Origin of the sequence: Streptomyces sp. NPDC059371 (genome assembly GCF_042751995.1) — a bacterium.
GTDB lineage: Bacteria > Actinomycetota > Actinomycetes > Streptomycetales > Streptomycetaceae > Streptomyces.
Genome location: NZ_JBHYXD010000064.1, coordinates 31,405 through 52,194, shown reverse-complemented (window position 1 = coordinate 52,194; position 20,790 = coordinate 31,405). Strand labels below are relative to the sequence as shown.

15 protein-coding genes and 2 pseudogenes are annotated in these 20,790 nt (G+C 69.9%); 8 read left to right on the top strand and 9 right to left on the bottom strand.

What is annotated here, in order from left to right:
- A pseudogene (locus tag ACFXGX_RS29085) lies at positions 1-240 on the bottom strand (cysteine methyltransferase); the annotation flags it as partial.
- Between the two features lie 73 nt (positions 241-313).
- Positions 314-1,180, bottom strand: coding sequence for a glycerophosphodiester phosphodiesterase (locus tag ACFXGX_RS29080; RefSeq protein WP_384796554.1), 867 nt, complete (start codon positions 1,178-1,180; stop codon positions 314-316).
- Positions 1,181-1,458: 278 nt separating this feature from the next.
- On the opposite strand from ACFXGX_RS29080, the gene ACFXGX_RS29075 reads away from it, so the two are divergent.
- The 6 genes from ACFXGX_RS29075 (at position 1,459) to ACFXGX_RS29050 (ending at position 9,935) form a co-directional block, all read left to right on the top strand.
- Positions 1,459-2,331, top strand: a complete 873-nt coding sequence (locus ACFXGX_RS29075; RefSeq protein WP_384796552.1) for an MHYT domain-containing protein — start codon at positions 1,459-1,461, stop codon at positions 2,329-2,331.
- A gap of 39 nt (positions 2,332-2,370) precedes the next feature.
- Positions 2,371-4,503 carry an excinuclease ABC subunit UvrB gene (gene uvrB / locus ACFXGX_RS29070; RefSeq protein ID WP_384796550.1) on the top strand — a complete coding sequence of 711 codons (2,133 nt, stop codon included), beginning with the start codon at positions 2,371-2,373 and terminating at the stop codon, positions 4,501-4,503.
- A gap of 162 nt (positions 4,504-4,665) precedes the next feature.
- Positions 4,666-5,244 (top strand): TerD family protein, encoded by a 579-nt coding sequence (locus tag ACFXGX_RS29065; protein WP_384796548.1) that lies wholly within the window; start codon positions 4,666-4,668, stop codon positions 5,242-5,244.
- A 44-nt stretch (positions 5,245-5,288) separates the two neighbouring features.
- A complete protein-coding gene (locus ACFXGX_RS29060) occupies positions 5,289-7,310 on the top strand; it encodes a TerD family protein (RefSeq protein ID WP_384796546.1) in 2,022 nt (673 codons plus the stop codon).
- A 330-nt stretch (positions 7,311-7,640) separates the two neighbouring features.
- On the top strand, positions 7,641-8,630 hold the full coding sequence (locus tag ACFXGX_RS29055) for a TerC/Alx family metal homeostasis membrane protein (RefSeq protein ID WP_384796544.1): 990 nt from the start codon (positions 7,641-7,643) through the stop codon (positions 8,628-8,630).
- 204 nt (positions 8,631-8,834) lie between these two features.
- Positions 8,835-9,935, top strand: coding sequence for a calcium:proton antiporter (locus ACFXGX_RS29050; RefSeq protein ID WP_384796542.1), 1,101 nt, complete (start codon positions 8,835-8,837; stop codon positions 9,933-9,935).
- Between the two features lie 7 nt (positions 9,936-9,942).
- On the opposite strand, the gene ACFXGX_RS29045 is transcribed toward ACFXGX_RS29050, so the two are convergent.
- The gene (locus ACFXGX_RS29045; RefSeq protein ID WP_384796540.1) at positions 9,943-11,244 is read right to left on the bottom strand and encodes an MFS transporter; all 1,302 of its coding nucleotides are present in this window, start codon (positions 11,242-11,244) and stop codon (positions 9,943-9,945) included.
- Positions 11,245-11,304: 60 nt separating this feature from the next.
- Positions 11,305-12,351: pseudogene (locus ACFXGX_RS29040) on the bottom strand (S66 peptidase family protein).
- A 101-nt stretch (positions 12,352-12,452) separates the two neighbouring features.
- Between ACFXGX_RS29040 and aroQ the strand changes: the two are divergent.
- Positions 12,453-12,926: a type II 3-dehydroquinate dehydratase gene (gene aroQ / locus ACFXGX_RS29035; RefSeq protein WP_384796538.1), complete on the top strand. Its 474-nt coding sequence runs from the start codon at positions 12,453-12,455 to the stop codon at positions 12,924-12,926.
- 82 nt (positions 12,927-13,008) lie between these two features.
- On the opposite strand, the gene ACFXGX_RS29030 is transcribed toward aroQ, so the two are convergent.
- The 5 genes from ACFXGX_RS29030 to ACFXGX_RS29010 all read right to left on the bottom strand — a co-directional run bounded on the left by ACFXGX_RS29030 (position 13,009) and on the right by ACFXGX_RS29010 (position 17,357).
- A complete protein-coding gene (locus tag ACFXGX_RS29030) occupies positions 13,009-13,776 on the bottom strand; it encodes an amino acid ABC transporter ATP-binding protein (protein WP_384796536.1) in 768 nt (255 codons plus the stop codon).
- Entirely contained in the window at positions 13,773-14,765 is a 993-nt protein-coding gene (locus ACFXGX_RS29025; protein ID WP_384796534.1) for an amino acid ABC transporter permease, read from the bottom strand. The genes ACFXGX_RS29030 and ACFXGX_RS29025 overlap by 4 nt, the downstream gene beginning before the upstream one ends.
- 5 nt (positions 14,766-14,770) lie before the next feature.
- Positions 14,771-15,655 (bottom strand): ABC transporter substrate-binding protein, encoded by an 885-nt coding sequence (locus ACFXGX_RS29020; protein WP_384796532.1) that lies wholly within the window; start codon positions 15,653-15,655, stop codon positions 14,771-14,773.
- A 346-nt stretch (positions 15,656-16,001) separates the two neighbouring features.
- Entirely contained in the window at positions 16,002-16,658 is a 657-nt protein-coding gene (locus ACFXGX_RS29015; protein WP_384796530.1) for an MBL fold metallo-hydrolase, read from the bottom strand.
- Between the two features lie 9 nt (positions 16,659-16,667).
- Positions 16,668-17,357, bottom strand: coding sequence for a maleylpyruvate isomerase family mycothiol-dependent enzyme (locus ACFXGX_RS29010; RefSeq protein WP_384796528.1), 690 nt, complete (start codon positions 17,355-17,357; stop codon positions 16,668-16,670).
- Between the two features lie 223 nt (positions 17,358-17,580).
- Here ACFXGX_RS29010 and uvrA point away from each other — a divergent pair, with 223 nt between their 5' ends.
- Positions 17,581-20,652 carry an excinuclease ABC subunit UvrA gene (uvrA, locus tag ACFXGX_RS29005; RefSeq protein ID WP_384796526.1) on the top strand — a complete coding sequence of 1,024 codons (3,072 nt, stop codon included), beginning with the start codon at positions 17,581-17,583 and terminating at the stop codon, positions 20,650-20,652.
- Positions 20,653-20,790 lie beyond the last annotated feature (138 nt).

The window sequence follows — 20,790 nt, the reverse complement described above, 5'->3', positions numbered from 1 at the left end:
TGTATTGTCGCCCTCCAACTGACTTCGCGCGCGGGCCCTCCGGGGGGGCCGGGGCGCCTGGCGCGGCGCGGGCCCCCCTGTGGACGCGCGGCGGTCGCGCGCCTTGTCGCGCACGGTGTCCGAGGCGTGAAAGACGACGTTGACCAGGCCGTGGGGCGTCGCGGCGAGGAGCAGCGGACCGATGTCCGTGCCGACGACGGACCACACGATCTGCTGCTCATTCCGCCCGTGGCTGTTCATGCGGTCCACCGTACGGCCCGCCACTGACAACGCCCGGGACGCATCCGGAACCGTCCGCGCCTCGGACAGGCCCCTAGGGCAGAGCCGCGCGGATCACATCGGGCGTGTTCGTGATGACGCCGTCCGTGCCGAAGTCCGCCAGGGTCCGCGCGGTGGCCGCGTCGTCCACGGTCCAGGCGAAGACCTTCATCGGGCCGTGCGGACCGTGGAGCGCGTGGACCGCCGCGACGTAGTCGGGGGACAGCGACCGGTGATCGGAGTTGATCTGGTCGGCGAACCGCGCGTACCAGGGCAGCCGCGCGACCGGAGGTGTCCCCAGGAAGGCCGTCGTGACGCCGGGCCGCAGCCGGTGCACGGTCCGCACACTGTCCGCGCTGAAGCTCTGGACGATCAGCCTGTCCCGCAGATGCACCGGATCCAGCCAGCCCTGGTTGTTCAGGAGCCGGAGCGTCTGCCACTCGATGCCCGGATACAGCTCGGGATTCTTGATCTCCAGGACGAGTTTCTGGTGATTGCGCGAGACGCGCTCCATGTACTCCCGCAGCGTCGGAACGTTCGCTCCCGCGAACCGCGGGCCGAACCAGCTTCCGGCATCCAGACGGGTGATCTCCGCCGCGGTGAAGTCCTTGACGTCCCATGGGCTTCGGCCGGGATAGACCGTCTCGGCGTCGGTCGTGCGGGCCAGTGAGGCGTCGTGGAGGACGATCAACTGGCCGTCGCGGGTGCGCTGCACGTCGTTCTCGACCCAGTCGAAGCCCAGCTCGGCCGCCCGGTCGACGGCGGCCAGGGTGTTCTCCGGAGCGTAGGCGGAGGCGCCGCGGTGGGCGACGACCAGCGGTGCCGTGATCCGGCCGCCGGCCTTGGCGTGCGGGCCGGGCAGTATCAAAACGGCTCCCCCAAGAAGCGCGGCGGTCGTGGCGGCGGCAACGCGCGCGTGCATGCGTTCTCCTCGCGTCGGGCGATCACGGACAGCACAAGATTGACAGCAGAGAGTCGACGGAGGGGGGCAGGAAGATGGCCGCGGATTGAATGGAGTTGTCCAAGTCGGCCCGCCGCCACCGCACAACTGGGGAGAGGTCGTGATTGTTTGCAGGATTATCGTTCGACCATTCCGGTGGGGTCGTACTCTCAGCCTCAACCAGGTCCGCTCCGGCGGTCCGGGCCGCGGGGGTGTTTCGGACGGTTCCAGGCGTTACAGGGCGGGAAAGGCAGCCGCGCATGCGAGGCACGGTCGACGGCTTCACCTACGGACTCGTCACACCGCTGGTGGCGTATTTCATGGCCTGCCTGGGCGGGGCGCTGGGTCTTCGCTGCACCGCCAGATCCATGCTCGTCGGCGGTTCGTGGCGGGCCGGCTGGCTCGCGCTCGGCTCGGTCGCGATCGCCTCCGGCATCTGGACGATGCACTTCATCGCGATGATGGGCTTCACGGTCGAGGAGAGCCCCGTCCACTACGACCGGCCCACGACGTTCGCGAGTCTGGGCGTCGCCGTCGTGATGGTCGGCGCCGGGATCTTCATCGTCGGCTACCAGGGCGCCACCGGGACGGCGCTGTTCACCGGAGGGACCGTCACCGGCCTGGGCATCGCCTCGATGCACTACCTGGGCATGGCCGGGATGCGGCTCAACGGGAGGCTCACCTACAACACCCTCACCGTCTCCGCCTCGGTCGTCATCGCCGTCGTGGCCGCCATCGCCGCCCTCTGGGCCGCCGGGCAGGTACGGGGATTCCTCTGGAGCGTGGGCGCGAGCCTCGTCATGGGGCTGGCCGTCAGCGGCATGCACTACACCGGCATGGCGGCGCTCAGCGTCCACCTGCACGGCCCGGCCGACGGCACCCCCGCCGGGGACTCGGCGGCCGCCCTGCTCGCCCCCATGATGATCGGCCCCCTGGCTCTCCTCTGTCTGGCGGGCGTCGTCGTCGTGTTCGATCCGCAGATGGTCGTGGGCAAGCCGGAACGGCGTCCCGCGGAGATCAGGCGGCCGGGCGTCCCGGCCCATACCGTCCCCGTGCACAACGGCCGCCGTCCGGCCGTCCGCGCCGTGCGGGAACGCGCGTACCGCCGCTCCCGGACCCCGCAGAGCAGGTGAACCGGCCCGGTTGTCAGTGCGGGGTCGTACGGTGGATCCATGCGGCCTGTATCCAAGATCGAACGTTCGGTGGCGCCCTTCGAGGTCGTCAGCCACTTCCAGCCGAGCGGTGACCAGCCCAAGGCCATCGCCGACCTGGAGAAGCGCATCCGCGCAGGCGAGAAGGATGTCGTCCTGCTGGGCGCGACCGGCACCGGCAAGTCCGCCACCACCGCGTGGATGATCGAGAAGCTCCAGCGCCCCACGCTCGTCATGGCGCCGAACAAGACGCTGGCCGCCCAGCTCGCCAACGAGTTCCGCGAGCTGCTGCCGAACAACGCGGTCGAATACTTCGTGTCGTACTACGACTACTACCAGCCCGAGGCCTACGTCCCGCAGTCGGACACCTACATCGAGAAGGACTCCTCGGTCAACGAGGAGGTGGAGCGCCTGCGCCACTCCGCGACCAACTCGCTGCTGACCCGCCGCGACGTCGTCGTGGTCGCGTCGGTGTCCTGCATCTACGGCCTCGGCACTCCGCAGGAGTACGTGGACCGCATGGTCAACCTCAAGGTCGGCGACGAGGTCGACCGCGACGACCTGCTGCGCCGCTTCGTCGACATCCAGTACACCCGTAACGACGTCGCCTTCGCCCGCGGCACTTTCCGGGTCCGCGGCGACACCATCGAGATCTTCCCGGTCTACGAGGAGCTCGCGGTCCGCATCGAGATGTTCGGCGACGAGATCGAGGCCCTGTCCACGCTGCACCCGCTCACCGGCGAGGTCATCAGCGACGACAACCAGGTCTACGTCTTCCCCGCCTCCCACTACGTGGCGGGTCCCGAGCGCATGGAACGCGCCGTCAACGGCATCGAGAAGGAACTGGGGAAGCGTCTCGCCGAGCTGGAGAAGCAGAGCAAACTCCTGGAGGCCCAGCGCCTGCGCATGCGGACGACGTACGACATCGAGATGCTCCGCCAGATCGGCTCCTGCTCCGGGGTCGAGAACTACTCGATGCACTTCGACGGCCGTGAACCCGGCTCCGCGCCGAACACGCTGATCGACTACTTCCCGGACGACTTCCTGCTCGTCATCGACGAGTCGCACGTCACCGTTCCGCAGATCGGCGCGATGTACGAGGGCGACGCCTCCCGCAAGCGCACCCTCGTCGACCACGGCTTCCGGCTGCCCTCCGCCCTGGACAACCGCCCTCTGAAATGGGAGGAGTTCCAGCAGCGCATCGACCAGACCGTCTACCTCTCCGCGACGCCGGGGAAGTACGAGCTCTCCCGCTCGGACGGCTACGTCGAACAGATCATCCGCCCCACCGGCCTGATCGACCCCCAGGTGGTCGTCAAGTCCACCCAGGGCCAGATCGACGACCTGGTGCACGAGATCCGGCAGCGCACCGAGAAGGACGAGCGCGTCCTGGTCACCACGCTCACCAAGAAGATGGCCGAGGACCTCACGGACTACTTCCTGGAACTGGGCATCCAGGTGCGCTATCTGCACAGCGACGTCGACACCCTGCGCCGCGTCGAGCTGCTGCGCGAACTGCGCGCCGGCGAGTTCGACGTCCTGGTCGGCATCAACCTGCTGCGCGAGGGTCTCGACCTGCCCGAGGTCTCCCTGGTGGCGATCCTCGACGCCGACAAGGAGGGCTTCCTGCGCTCGGGGACCTCCCTGATCCAGACCATCGGCCGCGCGGCGCGCAACGTCTCCGGCCAGGTCCACATGTACGCGGACAAGATGACCCCGGCGATGGAGAAGGCCATCGAGGAGACCAACCGCCGCCGGGAGAAGCAGATCGCGTACAACAAGGAGCGGGGCATCGACCCGCAGCCCCTCCGTAAGAAGATCAACGACATCGTCGCGCAGATCGCCCGCGAGGGCGTCGACACCGAGGAGCTGCTCGGCTCCGGCTACCGCAAGGCGAAGGACGGCAAGGGAGCCAAGGCCCCGGTGCCCGCGCTGGGCGCCAAGGCGACCCGCGCCGCCAAGTCCGCCAAGGCCAAGGACGCCGTGCCGACCGACCGTCCCGCGGCCGAACTCGCGCAGCAGATCGAGGACATGACGGAACGGATGCGCGCCGCCGCGGCCGACCTCCAGTTCGAGATCGCGGCACGGCTGCGCGACGAGGTGTCCGAGATGAAGAAGGAGTTGCGGCAGATGAAGGAGGCGGGAATCGCCTGACGGTTCCGTTGAGGGCGTCGCCCCCCCGGCACGACGCGCGGTGTGTTGCAAGACCGACACAAAGTCCGCCCCAGGGTTCGGCGCTGTCAGTGCCGCTGCGTAGGGTTCTGTTCATCCGCGGACTCCGCGGCAACAGGGGACAGTTCGAGAGGGGAACAGCGCGTGACGGTCAACATGACCAAGGGTCAGGCCATCAATCTGCAGAAGAACGACGGGGGCACGCTGACTGCGGTCCGTATGGGACTCGGCTGGCAGGCGGCTCCCCGGCGCGGCCTGTTCGGCTCGCGCACCCGGGAGATCGACCTCGACGCGTCCGCCGTGCTCTTCGCGGACAAGCAGCCCGTAGACGTGGTGTTCTTCCGCCACCTCGTCAGCGACGACGGCTCGGTGCGGCACACCGGTGACAACCTCGTCGGCGGCGTGGGCCAGGGGGGCGACGACGAGGCCATCCTCGTCGACCTGCAGCGCGTCCCGGTCCACATCGACCAGATCATCTTCACCGTGAACTCCTTCACGGGCCAGACCTTCCAGGAAGTGCAGAACGCGTTCTGCCGTCTGGTCGACGAGACCAACGGCCAGGAACTCGCCCGCTACACGCTGGCGGGCGGCGGCCAGTACACGGCCCAGATCATGGCGAAGGTGCACCGCTCCGGAACCGGCTGGCAGATGACGGCCCTCGGCACGCCGGCCAACGGCCGCACGTTCCAGGACCTGATGCCCGCCATCCTGCCGCACCTCTGAGCGGCCGACGCACACTGCACACAGCGACATAGGGGGACAAGACGATGACGGCCGAGCTGGTCAGGGGGCAGAACCACCCGCTCCCTCAGGTCCGTCTCGAGATCCGTGTCTCGGCCGGGAAGCGGATCGTGGCCGGAGCCACGCTCAGCGACGAACAGGGCAGAGTCCGGGGCGTCGAGTGGGTGGCCCACCCGGGCGCGCCCACGCTTCCCGGGCTCGAGGTGTCCAAGCAGGCGGCGGCCGACCACCGGCTGGCCTTCGACCTGGACGCCCTGCCCCAGGCCGTGCACCGGGTCAGTGTGCTGCTCGCGCTGCCCACCAGCGTCGGTGGACCTGTCCGGTTCGGCGCCGTCGCCGCCCCCTTCGTCGCGGTCACCGGCCTCGACGGTCACGAGGTCGCCAGCTACACCCTCACCGGACTGGACGCCGAGTCCGCCGTCGTGGCCCTGGAGCTCTACCGCAGGCAGGGCGCCTGGAAGGTGCGCGCGGTCGGTCAGGGCTACGCGGGCGGTCTCGCCGAACTCCTCACCGACCAGGGACTTCCGGAGGCCCGGCAGCTCGCGGGCAGCATCAACGAAGCGGTGGCCCAGGGCCTGGCGCGGTCGGTCGCGGCGCCTCCGCCCCGCACCCCGGAGGCGGACCGGTCCCGACAGGCCGCCGCCTCGGCGCCGGGCCCGGATCAGCCGTACGCCGGACCCGGGCCCCAAAGCACCTCGGGGGCCGTGCCACCGCAGCAGAGCCCGTACACGCCCGGTCCGCAGGGAGCCACGGCTCCGGGGACCGGTCACCCGGGAGGTCCCGCACAGGCCGACCCCTCCCCGGTCACCCAGTCGCCGTCGCCCGGCGCCGCCGGCCCGGTCGACTACAGCCACCCCGGGCGGCAGACCTCCGCTCCGCCCCCGCCCACCGCTCCACCGGCCCAGCCCGGACAGCCCGCGCAGCCCGTCGCGGGGGACGCGACCGGCTGGTCGATGGAGGAGCGGCTGTACAACCAGGTGTGGGGGATGTTCGAGGACCTGGCCAGGACTATCGCCGCCTACCGCAGCGCCGTCGACTTCGCCGACTCCCGCATGGAGAAGGAGCTCGACCAGGTCCTCTCCGACCCGCGCAGCCGGATCGGGGGGCAGGGCGACGCGGCCCGCGAAACCGCCCGTGCCAAGCACGCACAGCTCGTCGACCAGGCACGGGCCGCTCTCGACCGTGACCTCGCCCAGCTCACCGCCGAGGCCGAGGTCGTGGAGCCCGCGCTGCCGATGGCCTACGCGCGCTGGGACAACCCGGTCTGGCACGGCTACCGCGCCCCCATGGAGATACCCATGGCGCTCCGGCTCGGCGACCTCCGTCTGCCCGAGACGGAGAACCTGAGCATTCCCATGCTGGTGCGTCTGCCGCTGGAGCGCGGCCTGTGGATCGACAGTGGTCGCACCTCCCTGGAGGGCACGCTCGCCGACTCCGACCAGGTGCGCCGCCTCGCCATGGACACGGCCGTGGCGCATGCGGCCCGGCTGCTCGCCGTGTATCCCCCGGGCGAGTTCACCGTGCACGTCATCGACCCGGCCGGCACCGGAGCCTCGTCCCTGGCGCCCCTCACGCAGTCCGGGGTGCTCGCCGCCCCTCCGGCCGCGGGTGCCACGGGCGTGGCGGACGTACTGCAGCGTCTCACCCAGCGCGTCGACCTGGTGCAGATGGCGTTGCGCGGGGGAGCGGCAGACTCGCTGCCCCCGGGTCTCGACACCGCCGAGCAGCTCCTGATCGTCAACGACTTCCCGCACGGCTTCGACGACCGCGCCGTCACCCAGCTCCGCTACCTGGCGGACGAGGGACCGGCGGTCGGCGTCCATCTGATGATGGTGGCCGACCGGGAGGACGCGGCGGCGTACGGACCGCTGCTCGATCCGCTGTGGCGGTCGCTGCTGAGGATCACGCCGGTGCCCGACGACCACCTCGCCGATCCGTGGGTCGGGCACGCGTGGACGTACGAGCCCTCGCTCGTCCCCGCGAACAGCCAGGTGCTCCATCAGGTCCTCGCGGCGGTCGCGGCGGCCCGCCGATCGTGGGACCGCTGACCCGTTCCAGGCGCTCCTGACCCCTCGCGAAGCTTCGGGCCGCAGGTGCCCGACCGCTTCACCAAGCAACCGTAAAGCCCTTTGACCAGGGAACTTGGCTCTTCTTTTACTTTCCCCTTTACCTTTTCTTGGTGATTCGGGTACTCTTTTTCCATTCGGAGGGGAGTACTCCCTATCTGCTGCGACGCACCCGTCAATACGGATCGAGTCAGATCCCGGGACGTCGGCCCGCGGACTCCGGGGCGCATCCAGCGCCTCAGCGGCCTCGGGTGGAAGAGACCTCCGGTGGCGAACGACTGAAATCTGCCGTTACGTACTGCCGGAGGCGCAGTGAATGTTTCCCTGACCCTGTGGGTCCTGACCATCGTGGGGCTGGCCGCACTGATCGCGGTCGACTTCTTCATCGGCCGCAAGCCGCACGACGTATCGATCAAGGAAGCCGGAATCTGGACCGTCGTCTGGATCGCCCTCGCAGGGCTGTTCGGACTCGGACTGCTCCTCTTCGGCGGCGGACAGCCGGCCGGTGAGTTCTTCGCCGGCTTCATCACCGAGAAGTCGCTGAGCGTCGACAACCTCTTCGTCTTCGTCCTGATCATGGCGAAGTTCGCGGTGCCCTCGAAGTACCAGCAGCGCGTGCTCCTCGTGGGCGTCCTCATAGCCCTCGTCCTGCGCGCGGCGTTCATCGCCGCAGGCGCCGCGATCATCGCGAACTTCGCCTGGGTCTTCTACATCTTCGGCGCGTTCCTCATCTACACCGCCTGGAAGCTGATCCAGGAGGCCAGGGCCGACGAGGACGAGGAGGAGTTCGAGGAGAACAGGCTTCTCAAGGCCGCAGAGCGGCGGTTCGGCGTCGCCGACCGCTATCACGGCACCAAGCTGTGGATCCGCCGGAACGGCAAGCGCGTCATGACGCCGATGCTGGTCGTGATGCTCGCGATCGGCACCACCGACGTGCTCTTCGCCCTCGACTCGATCCCCGCGATCTTCGGCCTGACCCAGGACCCGTACATCGTGTTCACGGCCAACGCCTTCGCGCTGATGGGTCTGCGACAGCTCTACTTCCTCATCGGCGGCCTGCTCAAGAAGCTGGTCCACCTCAGCTACGGCCTGTCGGTCATCCTCGGGTTCATCGGCGTCAAGCTCGTCCTGCACGCGCTGCACGAGTCCGGCGTCCATGTTCCCGAGATATCCATCCCGGTCTCGCTCGGCGTGATCTGCGCGGTCCTCGTGGTCACCACGATCACCAGCCTGCATGCCACCCGGAAGCAGGCGGCGCGTGAGCGGGCCGAGAGCGCTTCGAAGGAGAGCGTTGACGCCTGACCGTGCCGGACGCGGCGACGGCCACCCCCGGGAGCGGCGCGCGGAACACCGGCCGCCACCGCTCCCGGCGCCCCTTCCGGCCCGACCGCCGCAATTCCGGAACGTGCCCCGTGGCCTGACCCATGCCGGGAACGTGCACCGTGCCGAGGGCGCGGGGCGCGCCGCCGGAGTGCGGGGCACGGCTTCCACTGCGACGATCGCGGCATGATCGTTCGGCTCAGGTCACTCGTGACGCGGTGGACCGTCGTGGTGCCCGTGATCGCGGTGGTGCTGCTGGCCCTCACCTGGGGGCGCGATCTGCCGGCCGCGGTCGTCGCGCTGGTCACCCTGGTCCTCGCGGGTTCCGTACTCTCCGCGGTCCATCACGCCGAGGTGGTCGCCCACCGGGTGGGGGAACCCTTCGGATCCCTCGTCCTCGCCGTCGCCGTCACGATCATCGAAGTCGCCCTCATCGTCACCCTGATGGCGGACGGCGGCGCCAAGAGTTCGACATTGGCCCGTGACACGGTGTTCGCGGCCGTGATGATCACCTGCAACGGGATCGTCGGCGTGTGTCTGCTCGTCGCGTCACTGCGCCACGGGCTCGCCGTGTTCAACGCCGAGGGAACCGGAGCCGCCCTGGCGACCGTCGCGACGCTCGCCACACTCAGCCTCGTCTTCCCGACCTTCACCACCAGCAAGCCCGGCCCGGAGTTCTCCACCGCCCAACTCACCTTCGCCGCGGTCGCCTCCCTGGTGCTGTACAGCCTGTTCGTGGCGACCCAGACCGTACGGCACCGGGACTACTTCCTGCCGATCACCCAGCAGGGCAAGGTCATCGACGTGGACGAGCACGCCGACGCGCCGTCCGCCCGCGAGGCCAAGGTCAGCCTGGGGCTCCTCGGGCTGGCCCTGGTCGGTGTCGTCGGCCTCGCCAAGGGTGTTTCGCCCACCATCGAGTCCGGGGTCGAGGCGGCCGGCATGCCGCACTCCGTGGTCGGTGTGATCATCGCGCTGCTCGTGCTGCTCCCCGAGACCATCGCGGCGCTGCGCTCCGCCCGCCGGGACCGGGTGCAGACCAGCCTGAACCTCGCCCTCGGCTCCGCGATGGCCAGCATCGGACTGACCATCCCCGCCGTCGCCCTGGCCTCGGTCTGGCTCTCCGGACCACTCGTTCTCGGCCTCGGCCCGACCGAGATGGTGCTGCTCGCGCTGACCGTGGTCGTGAGCTCCCTGACGGTCGTTCCCGGGCGGGCCACCCCGCTTCAGGGCGGCGTTCACCTGGTCGTGTTCGCCGCCTATCTGGAACTGGCCGTCAACCCCTGACCGGCAGTCACTCCGCGACGGGAACGACCGTCAGCCTCGGCACCGGCCGGGTCTCCGGCAGCAGCGCGAAGCATCCGAGGCTCAGCAGCGCGATCCCGGTCAGATAGACGGCCACACCCCACGGCACGCGTTCCCCGCTCGCCACCGCCGTCGCCACGAGCGGAGTGAGGGCGCCCCCGAGGACCCCGCCCAGGTTGTAGCCGAGGGCCGCGCCCGTGCAGCGCACCCGCGGCTCGTACAGCTCCGGCAGATACGCGGCGATCACCGCGAACATGGTGACGAAGGCGATCAGCGCCACCAGGAAGCCGAGGAACATGAGCAGGGGTTCGCCGGTCGACAGCAGCCCGATCATCGGGAACATCCACAGCGCGGCGCCCGCGCAGCCCGCCATGCACAGCGGCCGCCGTCCGTAACGGTCCCCCAGCAGGGCCACCAGGGGTGTCAGTGAGCCTTTCACCACCACCGCGGCCATGATGCAGGTCAGCATGACCGTGCGGCTCACGCCGAGCCGGTCGACGCCGTAGGCGAGCGCCCACGTCGTCACCGTGTAGAAGACGGCGTAGCCGACGGCGAGTCCGCCGGCCGTCAGCAGGACGAGCCGCCAGTGGTCGCGCACCACCTCGGCGAGCGGCACACGCGCGCGGTCGTCCATGGCGAGGAATCCCGGGGTCTCCTCGACGCAGCGGCGCAGCCACAGCCCCGCCGCCGCGAGCACCCCCGCCGCCCAGAACGGCACCCGCCAGCCCCACTGCGCGAACTGCGCGTCGGACAGCGTCGACGACAGCGCCAGCATCACGCCGTTGGCCAGCACGAACCCCAGGGACGGACCCATCTGCGGGAAACTCGACCACAGCCCGCGCCGCCCAGGGGGCGCGTGCTCGGCCGTCAGCAGCACCGCCCCGCCCCACTCGCCGCCGAGTCCGAGCCCCTGCAGGAAACGCAGCACCAGCAGCAGCACGGGAGCCGCCGCACCGATGCGGTCGTACGTCGGAACACAGCCGACGGCGACGGTCGCGGCGCCCGTCAGCAGCAGCGAGGCCAGCAGCACCGGCCGTCGCCCGCGCCGGTCCCCGATGTGCCCGAACAGCATCGAGCCGAGTGGACGGGCCACGAATCCGACGCCGAACGTCCCGAAGGCCGCCAGTGTCCCCGCCAGCGGCGAGAACGTCGGGAAGAACAGCGGTCCGAGAACCAGCGCCGCCGCGGTGCCGTAGACGAAGAAGTCGTAGAACTCGATGGCCGTGCCGGTGAGCGAGGCGGCGGCGAGCCGCAGCATGGAGGGTGCCCTTACGGTGCGTACGTCGTGCATGCCGGATCAACTACCCACAGTGATCGCCGGTTACGGGGGCGTGCGGGAGCGCGGTATGCGTCAGTAGGTGACGGTGATGCGCCGGGCCGGGCCGTCGACCCGGACCACGCCTCCGTAGGGGATGACGAGCTGCGGATCGGTGTGACCGAGATCCACGTCGAAGACGACCGTCATGTCCGGGGCGTAGGTGCTGACGGCACGGAGAACCGCTTCGCGCTGCTCCCGGGCGTAGCGGGCCCTGGCTTCCGGTTCGAGGGGCCGCTTGAACGACCACGCCTTCGGACGGCCCATGAGGAGAGCCGGGAACCGCCGCAGCAGGCCGCGCTCGCCCATGGAGCGCAGGATCCGGAAGACGTCGTCGGCCCCGGGCATGTCCTCCGAGGTCTCCAGGAACAGCACGTGACCGTCGTACACGGAAGGACCACGGGCGATCTCGCGGTCGGCCATCAACAGCCACGACAGGATCTCGATGTTGCCGCCCCAGGAGCGGCCCTCGACCACCCGGTCCGGGCGGATTCAGGTCCAGCCCGTGCCCGGCTCGGTCCTCGGCTCGGCCAGGAAGCTCTCCGGCAGCTCCCAGGGGGCGTCGACCTGGCGGAAGCGGTCGGCGGGACGCAGCTCGTACGGCCCGGACGTGAACAGGGCGGCCCGCAGCGACTCCGCGGTCAGCGGGTCCATGGCACCGGGCCGGCCGAGCTCGCACATCACCGTCGCGCCGTGATAGCCGACGATTCCGGTGTTCCACAGGTGGACGAGGAGGTTCGTGTTGTCGCTGTATCCGAAGAACGGCTTCGGATTCGCGCGGATCAACTCGCGGTCCAGCAGCGGTAGTACGGTGATCTGGTCGTCGCCGCCGATGGACGCGAGGATCGCCTTGACCGCGGGATCGGCGAACGCCGCGTGGATGTCGTCGGCCCGTTCCCGCGGAGTCGACCCCATCCTCCGGGTCGCCGGGTACTCGACCGGTTCCAGGCCGAACTCCTTGCGCAGCCGCTCCAGGCCCAGTTCGTACGGGAGGGGCAGGAGGCCGGGCAGTCCGCTGGACGGCGAGATCACGGCTATCCGGTCACCGGGTACGGGCTTGGGAGGGTACGCGGGCGTCGTCATGGCGAGAGCGTACGAGCCGTCCCGCTTTCGGCGCACCGTGATAAACCGGGTCCGGACAGCGGTCCTTGACGGGCCGGCAGACCCGATGGACCGGAGGAAACGTGCCCCGCACCCTCGCCAACGCCCCGATCATGGTTCTCAACGGCCCCAACCTGAACCTCCTCGGGCAGCGGCAGCCGGAGATCTACGGTTCCGACACGCTGGCGGACGTCGAGGCGCTGTGCGTCAAGGCGGCGGCCGCGCACGGCGGCACGGTGGACTTCCGGCAGTCCAACCACGAGGGCGAGCTGGTGGACTGGATCCACGAGGCCCGGCTGAACCACGCGGGGATCGTGATCAATCCGGCCGCGTACTCGCACACGTCTGTCGCCATCCTGGATGCGCTCAACACCTGTGACGGACTTCCGGTGGTGGAGGTCCACATCTCCAACATCCATCAGCGCGAGGAGTTCCGGCACCGCTCGTATGTCTCACTGCGGGCCGACGGGGTCATCGCGGGCTGTGGCGTGCAGGGATACGCGTTCGCGGTGGAGCGGGTGGCGGCGCTCGCAGGAACGGGGCGGGCGGACACCTGAGCAGCGCGGGTTCCGGTCGGAGACCCGACCGTTTCCCCCACCTCGGAGGCGGCGTCCGCCCTGATCCGCGGACGCCCCCGGGTCACCCGCGTCCCGCGTCCACGGTCCGCCTGAGGAAGCGCCGCGTGCGCTCCTTCCGCGGGTCGCCGAAGACCTGTTCGGGCGTGCCGCGCTCCAGGATCACGCCGTCCTCCAGGAAACAGACCTGGTCCGAGACCTCGCGTGCGAAGCCCATCTCGTGGGTGGCCAGCACCATGGTCATGCCGTCCTCCTTCACATCGCGGACGACGTCCAGGACCTCGCCCACGAGTTCGGGGTCGAGGGCGGCGGTGATCTCGTCGAGGAGGAGCAGCCTGGGACGTACGGCCAAGGCGCGGACGATCGCGGCCCGTTGCTGCTGGCCACCGCTCAACCGGTCCGGGTACTCGGCCGTCTTGGCGCCGAGCCCGAGCCGTTCGAGCAGCTCACGCGCGTGCGCCTCGGCGTCCGCACGGCCCACCCCGTGGACGCGCCGCGGGGCGAGGGTGATGTTCTCCAGCACGGTCATGTGAGGGAACAGGTTGTACGCCTGGAAGACGACGCCGATCCGCCGGCGCACCCGGTCCTGGTCGGTCCGCGGGTCGGTGATCTCCTCGCCGTCCAGCCAGATCGCTCCGTCGTCCACCTCCTCCAGGAGGTTCGCGCAGCGCAGCAGTGTGGACTTCCCCGAGCCGGACGCGCCGATCAGCGTGGTGACCGTGTGCGGGGCGACCTCCAGATCGACGTCCCGCAGGACGACCGAGTCGCCGAAGGTCTTGCGGACGGACTCCATCCGCAGCAGGGGCCCGCCGGGTGCGGATGCCGTGCTCATACGATGCCTCCCTGGCCGCGGCGCCGGTCCATGCGGGCGGTGACCCAGTCGGTGAAACGCGTCATGGGAATGGTCAGGGCCACGAAGAGCAGCGCCGCGACGATGTAGGCCGTGTAGTTGAGGCTGCGGCCGACGATGACGTCCGCGGAACGCATCGCCTCCACCGCTCCGCCGATCGAGACGAGGCTGGTGTCCTTCTGGAGGGACACCATGTCGTTCAGGAGCGGCGGGACCTGACGCCGGACGGCCTGGGGCAGCACCACATGGCGAAGGGTCTGCCGTGCGGTGAGGCCCAGCGAGCGTGCCGCGGCCCGTTGCGAGGGATGCACGGACTCGATGCCGGCGCGGACGACCTCAGCGACGTACGCCGCATACGTCAGCACCAGGCCCGCGCCGCCGAGGAGGACGGGGTCCGTGGTGACGCCCTGCAACCGGAGCGCGGGTACGCCGAACACGACGATCGAGAGACAGATGATCAGCGGCAGGCCGCGGAAGAAGTCCGTGTACGCCGTGGCGAGGACGCGAACCGGCCAGTACACCGGCCCCCGCAGTGTGCGCGCCACGGCTGTCAGGGTGCCCAGCAGGAGCACCAGGACGCCGCACACCGCGAACAGCCGGAGGTTGAGCCAGAGTCCGTCGAGGACCTTGGGGAGGGCCTCACGCGCGAACGACGCGTCGAAGAACGTCTCCTTCGTGCGCGGCCAGCCCGGGGCGTTGACCACGACGAGGTACAGCACGACGGCCGTGACGAGGGTGGAGAACGCGGCCACGGCCGCCGACCGGCGGGCCCGGCCGCGCCTGTGGCGCTCGCGCTCGATCCTTCGCCGCGACGGGACGTACGCCTCGTTCCGTCCGGGCGTCGTCCCACCGGGCAGGTCCCGTTCGGGCGGGCTCCCTTCGGGCACCTCCGCTCCGAGCACGCCCCCGCCGCGCGCGCCCCCCGAGGACGCCTCTTCGCCGGAGGCGTCCTCTCCCGGCTGCTCCGTCATCGCTGTCACTTGAGCACCGGGGCGTCGACTGCCTCGGACAGCCACTGCTTCTCGATCTTCGCGAGCGTGCCGTCCGCGCGCAGGGCGTCCACCGCTTTCGTCACGCAGGAGGTCAGCGCGCTCCCCTTGTCGAGGACGAGCCCGAACTGCTCCGGCGTGCCGCCCCTGTTCTCGAACTGCCCGACGATCCTCGCGTCGGTCACCTCGGCGGCCGTGATGTAGAAGGCGGTCGGCAGATCGGTGACGATGGCGTCGACCTGGCCGTTCTTCAGGGCGGACTTGGCCTGGTCGTTCTTCGCGTACGCGGCCGGTTGCCGGGTCGGCTTCACCACGTCGTCGATGTAGTCCAGGCTGGTGGTGCCGACCTGTGCGCCCAGCTTCAGATCCTTGAGGTCCGCGAGACTCGTCGCCTTCGCGGCCTTGGAGCCCTTCAGCGCGATGACAGCCTGGCGCACGTCGTAGTAGCCGGACGAGAAGTCCACGGCCTTCCGGCGCTCGGAGCTGATGGACACCTGGTTGATGTCGAAGTCGAAGGTCTTCGCACCGGGGGCGAAGGCCTTGTTGAAGGGCACGCTCTGCCAGACGACATCGGCGTCGGCATAGCCGAGCCGCTTCGCCACGGCGTAGGTCACCGCGGACTCGAAGCCCTTTCCGGTGGCGGGCTTGTCGTCCTTGAACCATGGTTCGTACGCCGGCTCGTCGGTGGCGACGGTGAGCTTGCCGGTGGTCCGCGTGCTCAACGAACCCTTGGCGCAGCTCCCGGCGGTGCTCCCGGAGGCTTTGCCGGAGGCCTTGCTCTCCGGCTGCGGGGCACAGCCGACGGCGAGGGCGAGCAGGGCGACGGTGCAGGCGGAGGCGGCGGGGCGCAGGGCGCGCTGGGGTCGGTACATGGCCGGAGAGTGGCAGCGAACGCGGTCAACTGTCCAGGTCACAGCGGTAATTGTCCGCATGGTGGGAATGCGTGTTGCAGTCCTGTGAACGCTGCGGTCACAGCCGCCCCGCGCACCCGGTCCGGTCACCGCCAGGGGCGGCGGGGGAGTGGGGCCGGGGCCGCCGGCCGAGGGCGGGATCGGGGGCCGGCGGCCCTGCCGCGCAGGAGCCGTCATCCTGCGCGGGGCCGCCTCCAGTGGACTGCACCGGTGAAGGACGGGGGAGCGCGTGTGAGGCACCAGCGTGTGCGCTCGGTTCACACGGGGCGCACGCGAGGCCTCGCGCCCCGCGTGCCGCCCGTGCTGTTCACCATCCGCGCGCGTGCCACTCCGGCAGATGCGGGCGCTCGGCGCCCAGCGTCGTGTCGTTGCCGTGGCCGGGGTACACCCAGGTCTCGTCCGGCAGTACGTCGAAGATCCTCGTCTCGACGTCGTGGATGAGCTGCGCGAAGGCCTCCGGGTCCTTGCGCGTGTTGCCCACGCCGCCGGGGAAGAGACAGTCGCCCGTGAACACGTGCGGGTGTCCGTGCGGGTCGTCGTAGACGAGGGCGATCGAGCCCGGTGTGTGCCCGACCAGGTGGCGCGCGGTGAGTTCCACGTTGCCCACCCTGACCGTGTCGCCGTCCTGGAGAGGGACGTCGGTCGGCACCGGGATGCCGTCGGTGTCGTCCCGGCCCGCGTAGGTACGCGCGCCGGTGGCGGCCACGACCTCGGCGAGCGCCTGCCAGTGGTCGCCGTGCTGATGGGTGGTCACGACGGACGCGATGCCGTCGTCACCGATCAGGGTGAGCAGGGTCGAGGCCTCGTTCGCCGCGTCGATCAGGAGCTGCTCGTCGGTGGCCCGGCAGCGCAGCAGATACGCGTTGTTGTCCATGGGTCCGACCGCGACCTTGGAGATCATCAGGTCTGGCAGCTCGTGCACGTCGGCCGGGCCGCCGACCGTCACCGCTCCGCTGTACGTCATGACGGCAGCCTATAGCGGAGGCAGCGCCGGAAGCCGGTCGCCGCGAACCGTCAGAGCGGAGCCGTCGCGGCGGCCGCAGAGCCAGCCGAGCAGGTCGGCCGCCGGGCCCTGGACCTCGACCGGTCCGCCCTCGGCGCCGCCGCCGGTGGTCCACGACCGGCCGTCGCCGGTGCCGAGCGCGGTGGGGGGCACGTCCTTGTGGCCGGCGAACCGCTCCGCGAGGAAGTCGATCTCCCGGGTCACGAACTCCTCCGGCAGATCCTCCAGCTCGTAGCCGATGCCCAGATCCACGTGGTGCAGGTCGACCTCGACCCAGCGCCGGAACGGTACCCGGGCCGCGGAGTCGGTGACGCCGTTGCGCAGTGCCACCGTGCGGGACCAGTTTGCGGGAGCGGCTCCCGTCCCGTCGAAGCGGGCCGCGCTCTCCCGGAGGTCGGCGAGCTGTGCCGCCGGCGGACGCGGGGCGTCCCGGTCGATGTCGGCGTCCCGGGTGCTCGCGGAGGCGTACATGGGCCGCCCCTCCAGGACGTTCACCAGGGCGTCCGCGTTGCGGGACAGGTGGGCCAGCACATGTCCACGGCTCCAGCCGGGAAGCCGTGACGGCTCGGCCACGGCGGCGTTGTCCAGTTTGGTGACCGCGGTGAGCAGTCGTTCCGTCGCGTCACGTACAGACGCCAGGTCGCGCACATGATCCATCATGAGGTCGACCCTAGCCCCGCCACACGTTCGGGTGAAGCTGGTCGGCCGGCCCCGTAAATCGAATGCGCGTGCTATAAGCTCGATCGTGGCGTCGGGCATGCTGGAGGGTCCGGGATTGTTGTGAACCAGCGAAAGCAACCGGCGCTGTCAGTGGCTCGCCCTAGTCTGAGAAGACGGGGGCCCTCGGCCCCTGTCACTTCTCTCAAGAAAGGTACGGACCGGCGTGGCCGACCGTCTCATCGTCCGTGGAGCGCGCGAGCACAACCTGAAGAATGTCTCGCTCGACCTCCCGCGCGACTCGCTCATCGTCTTCACGGGCCTGTCGGGGTCGGGCAAGTCCTCCCTCGCCTTCGACACGATCTTCGCCGAGGGCCAGCGGCGCTACGTGGAGTCCCTTTCCTCGTACGCCCGGCAGTTCCTCGGCCAGATGGACAAGCCGGACGTGGACTTCATCGAGGGTCTCTCCCCGGCCGTCTCCATCGATCAGAAGTCGACCTCGCGCAACCCGCGCTCGACGGTCGGCACCATCACCGAGGTCTACGACTACCTCCGGCTGCTCTTCGCGCGCATCGGCAAGCCGCACTGCCCCGAGTGCCGCCGTCCCATCTCGCGCCAGTCGCCGCAGGCCATCGTCGACAAGGTGCTGGAGCTCCCGGAGGGGAGCCGCTTCCAGGTCCTTTCGCCGCTGGTGCGCGAGCGCAAGGGAGAGTTCGTCGATCTCTTCTCCGACCTCCAGACCAAGGGGTACAGCCGTGCCCGGGTCGACGGCGAGACGATCCAGCTCAGTGAGCCGCCGACCCTGAAGAAGCAGGAGAAGCACACCATCGAGGTGGTCATCGACCGTCTCACGGTGAAGGACTCCGCCAAGCGCCGTCTCACCGACTCCGTGGAGACCGCCCTCGGACTGGCCGGCGGCATGGTCGTGCTCGACTTCGTCGACCTCCCCGAGGACGACCCCGACCGCGAGCGCATGTACTCGGAGCACCTGTACTGCCCGTACGACGACCTCTCCTTCGAGGAACTGGAGCCCCGCTCCTTCTCCTTCAACTCGCCGTTCGGCGCCTGCCCCGAGTGCACGGGCATCGGCACGCGGATGGAGGTCGACCCCGAGCTGATCGTCCCGGACGAGGACAAGTCCCTGGACGAGGGCGCCATCCACGCCTGGTCGCACGGACACACCAAGGACTACTTCGGCCGGCTGATCGGCGCCCTCGCGGACGCGCTGGGCTTCCGGACCGACATCCCGTTCGCCGGGCTGCCGCAGCGCGCCAAGAAGGCCCTGCTCTACGGTCACAAGACGCAGATCGAGGTCCGCTACCGCAACCGGTACGGCCGCGAGCGGGTGTACACCACGCCCTTCGAAGGAGCCGTCCCCTTCGTCAAGCGGCGCCACAGCGAGTCCGAGAGCGACGCCAGCCGCGAGCGCTTCGAGGGCTATATGCGCGAGGTGCCCTGCCCCACCTGTGAGGGCACGCGCCTGAAGCCGCTGGTCCTCGCGGTCACGGTCATGGAGAAGTCCATCGCCGAGGTCGCCGCGATGTCCATCAGCGACTGCGCCGACTTCCTCGGGAAGCTGAAGCTCAACGCCCGCGACAAGAAGATCGCCGAGCGCGTCCTGAAGGAGGTCAACGAACGGCTGCGCTTCCTGGTCGACGTGGGCCTCGACTATCTGTCGCTGAACCGCGCGGCCGGCACCCTCTCCGGCGGCGAGGCCCAGCGCATCCGCCTGGCCACCCAGATCGGTTCCGGACTCGTCGGCGTCCTGTACGTCCTCGACGAGCCCTCCATCGGTCTGCACCAGCGTGACAACCACCGACTGATCGAGACCCTCGTCCGCCTCCGCGACATGGGCAACACGCTCATCGTCGTCGAGCACGACGAGGACACCATCAAGGTCGCCGACTGGGTCGTCGACATCGGTCCCGGCGCGGGTGAGCACGGCGGCAAGGTCGTGCACAGCGGCCCCTTGAAGGAGCTGCTCGCCAACCCCGAGTCGATCACCGGTCAGTACCTGTCGCGCAAGAGGGAGATCGCGACCCCGGACGTCCGCCGCCCCGCGGACCCGAGCCGCAGGCTCACGGTGCACGGCGCCCGCGAGAACAATCTCCAGGACATCGACGTGTCCTTCCCGCTGGGCGTCCTCACCGCCGTCACCGGCGTATCGGGATCCGGCAAGTCGACCCTGGTCAACGACATCCTGTACACGCATCTGGCCCGCGAGCTGAACGGCGCGAGGAACGTGCCGGGGCGCCACACGCGCGTGGACGGCGACGATCTCGTCGACAAGGTCGTGCACGTCGACCAGTCGCCGATCGGCCGCACGCCCCGCTCCAACCCGGCGACGTACACCGGCGTCTTCGACCACGTCCGCAAGCTGTTCGCCGAGACCACCGAGGCGAAGGTGCGGGGCTATCTGCCCGGCCGCTTCTCCTTCAACGTCAAGGGCGGCCGCTGTGAGAACTGCTCCGGCGACGGCACCATCAAGATCGAGATGAACTTCCTGCCGGACGTGTACGTCCCCTGCGAGGTCTGCCACGGGGCGCGCTACAACCGGGAGACCCTGGAGGTCCACTACAAGGGCAAGTCCATCTCCGAGGTCCTGGACATGCCCATCGAGGAGGCGCTCGGCTTCTTCGAGGCGGTGCCCGCGATCGCCCGTCACCTCAGGACGCTCAACGACGTCGGCCTCGGCTACGTCAGGCTCGGCCAGTCCGCGCCGACACTGTCCGGCGGTGAGGCGCAGCGCGTCAAGCTCGCCAGCGAGCTCCAGAAGCGCTCCACCGGCCGCACCGTGTACGTCCTCGACGAGCCGACCACCGGCCTGCACTTCGAGGACATCAGCAAGCTCATCACGGTGCTGTCCGGTCTGGTCGACAAGGGCAACACGGTCATCGTCATCGAGCACAACCTCGATGTCATCAAGACCGCGGACTGGGTCATCGACATGGGACCCGAGGGCGGCAACGGCGGTGGCCTCGTGATCGCCGAGGGCACGCCCGAGGAGGTCGCCGGCGTTCCGGCCAGCCACACCGGCAAGTTCCTGCGCGAGGTCCTCGGCGCCGACCGGATCAGCGACGCCGCTCCCATGAAGGCCCCGCGCAAGACGGCCGCCAAGAAGACGGTCGCCGCCGGGACGACGGCGCGGAAGACCGCCACCCGGACCGTCAACAGCACGGCCACCAAGAAGGCGGCCGCGGCGAAGAAGACCGCCACGACGGTGGCGAAGGAGACCGCCACGACGGCGGCGAAGAAGGCGGCTCCCGCGAAGAAGACCACGCGGGCCCGAAAGGCCTGACCCGACCGGATCGGATCCGCACACCGGACTGGTCCGGCACACCGGACCGGTTCGGCCATGTCTCAACAGGCGGGGGGGGGGGGGGGGCGGCCCCGCGGGCGCGGGGCCGGGGGGCGGCGACCGGTCTCGGAAGACGGG

Excerpts from the sequence above, each read along its gene's own strand:
- ACFXGX_RS29015 (WP_384796530.1), bottom strand. The coding sequence starts at position 16,658 with ATGACGTACAGCGGAGCGGTGACGGTCGGCGGCCCGGCCGACGTGCAC.
- ACFXGX_RS29060 (WP_384796546.1), top strand. The coding sequence starts at position 5,289 with ATGACGGCCGAGCTGGTCAGGGGGCAGAACCACCCGCTCCCTCAGGTC.
- ACFXGX_RS29030 (WP_384796536.1), bottom strand. The coding sequence starts at position 13,776 with ATGAGCACGGCATCCGCACCCGGCGGGCCCCTGCTGCGGATGGAGTCC.
- ACFXGX_RS29080 (WP_384796554.1), bottom strand. The coding sequence starts at position 1,180 with ATGCACGCGCGCGTTGCCGCCGCCACGACCGCCGCGCTTCTTGGGGGA.
- ACFXGX_RS29075 (WP_384796552.1), top strand. The coding sequence starts at position 1,459 with ATGCGAGGCACGGTCGACGGCTTCACCTACGGACTCGTCACACCGCTG.
- ACFXGX_RS29010 (WP_384796528.1), bottom strand. The coding sequence starts at position 17,357 with ATGATGGATCATGTGCGCGACCTGGCGTCTGTACGTGACGCGACGGAA.
- ACFXGX_RS29045 (WP_384796540.1), bottom strand. The coding sequence starts at position 11,244 with ATGCACGACGTACGCACCGTAAGGGCACCCTCCATGCTGCGGCTCGCC.
- ACFXGX_RS29025 (WP_384796534.1), bottom strand. The coding sequence starts at position 14,765 with ATGACGGAGCAGCCGGGAGAGGACGCCTCCGGCGAAGAGGCGTCCTCG.
- ACFXGX_RS29020 (WP_384796532.1), bottom strand. The coding sequence starts at position 15,655 with ATGTACCGACCCCAGCGCGCCCTGCGCCCCGCCGCCTCCGCCTGCACC.
- ACFXGX_RS29050 (WP_384796542.1), top strand. The coding sequence starts at position 8,835 with ATGATCGTTCGGCTCAGGTCACTCGTGACGCGGTGGACCGTCGTGGTG.
- uvrB (WP_384796550.1), top strand. The coding sequence starts at position 2,371 with ATGCGGCCTGTATCCAAGATCGAACGTTCGGTGGCGCCCTTCGAGGTC.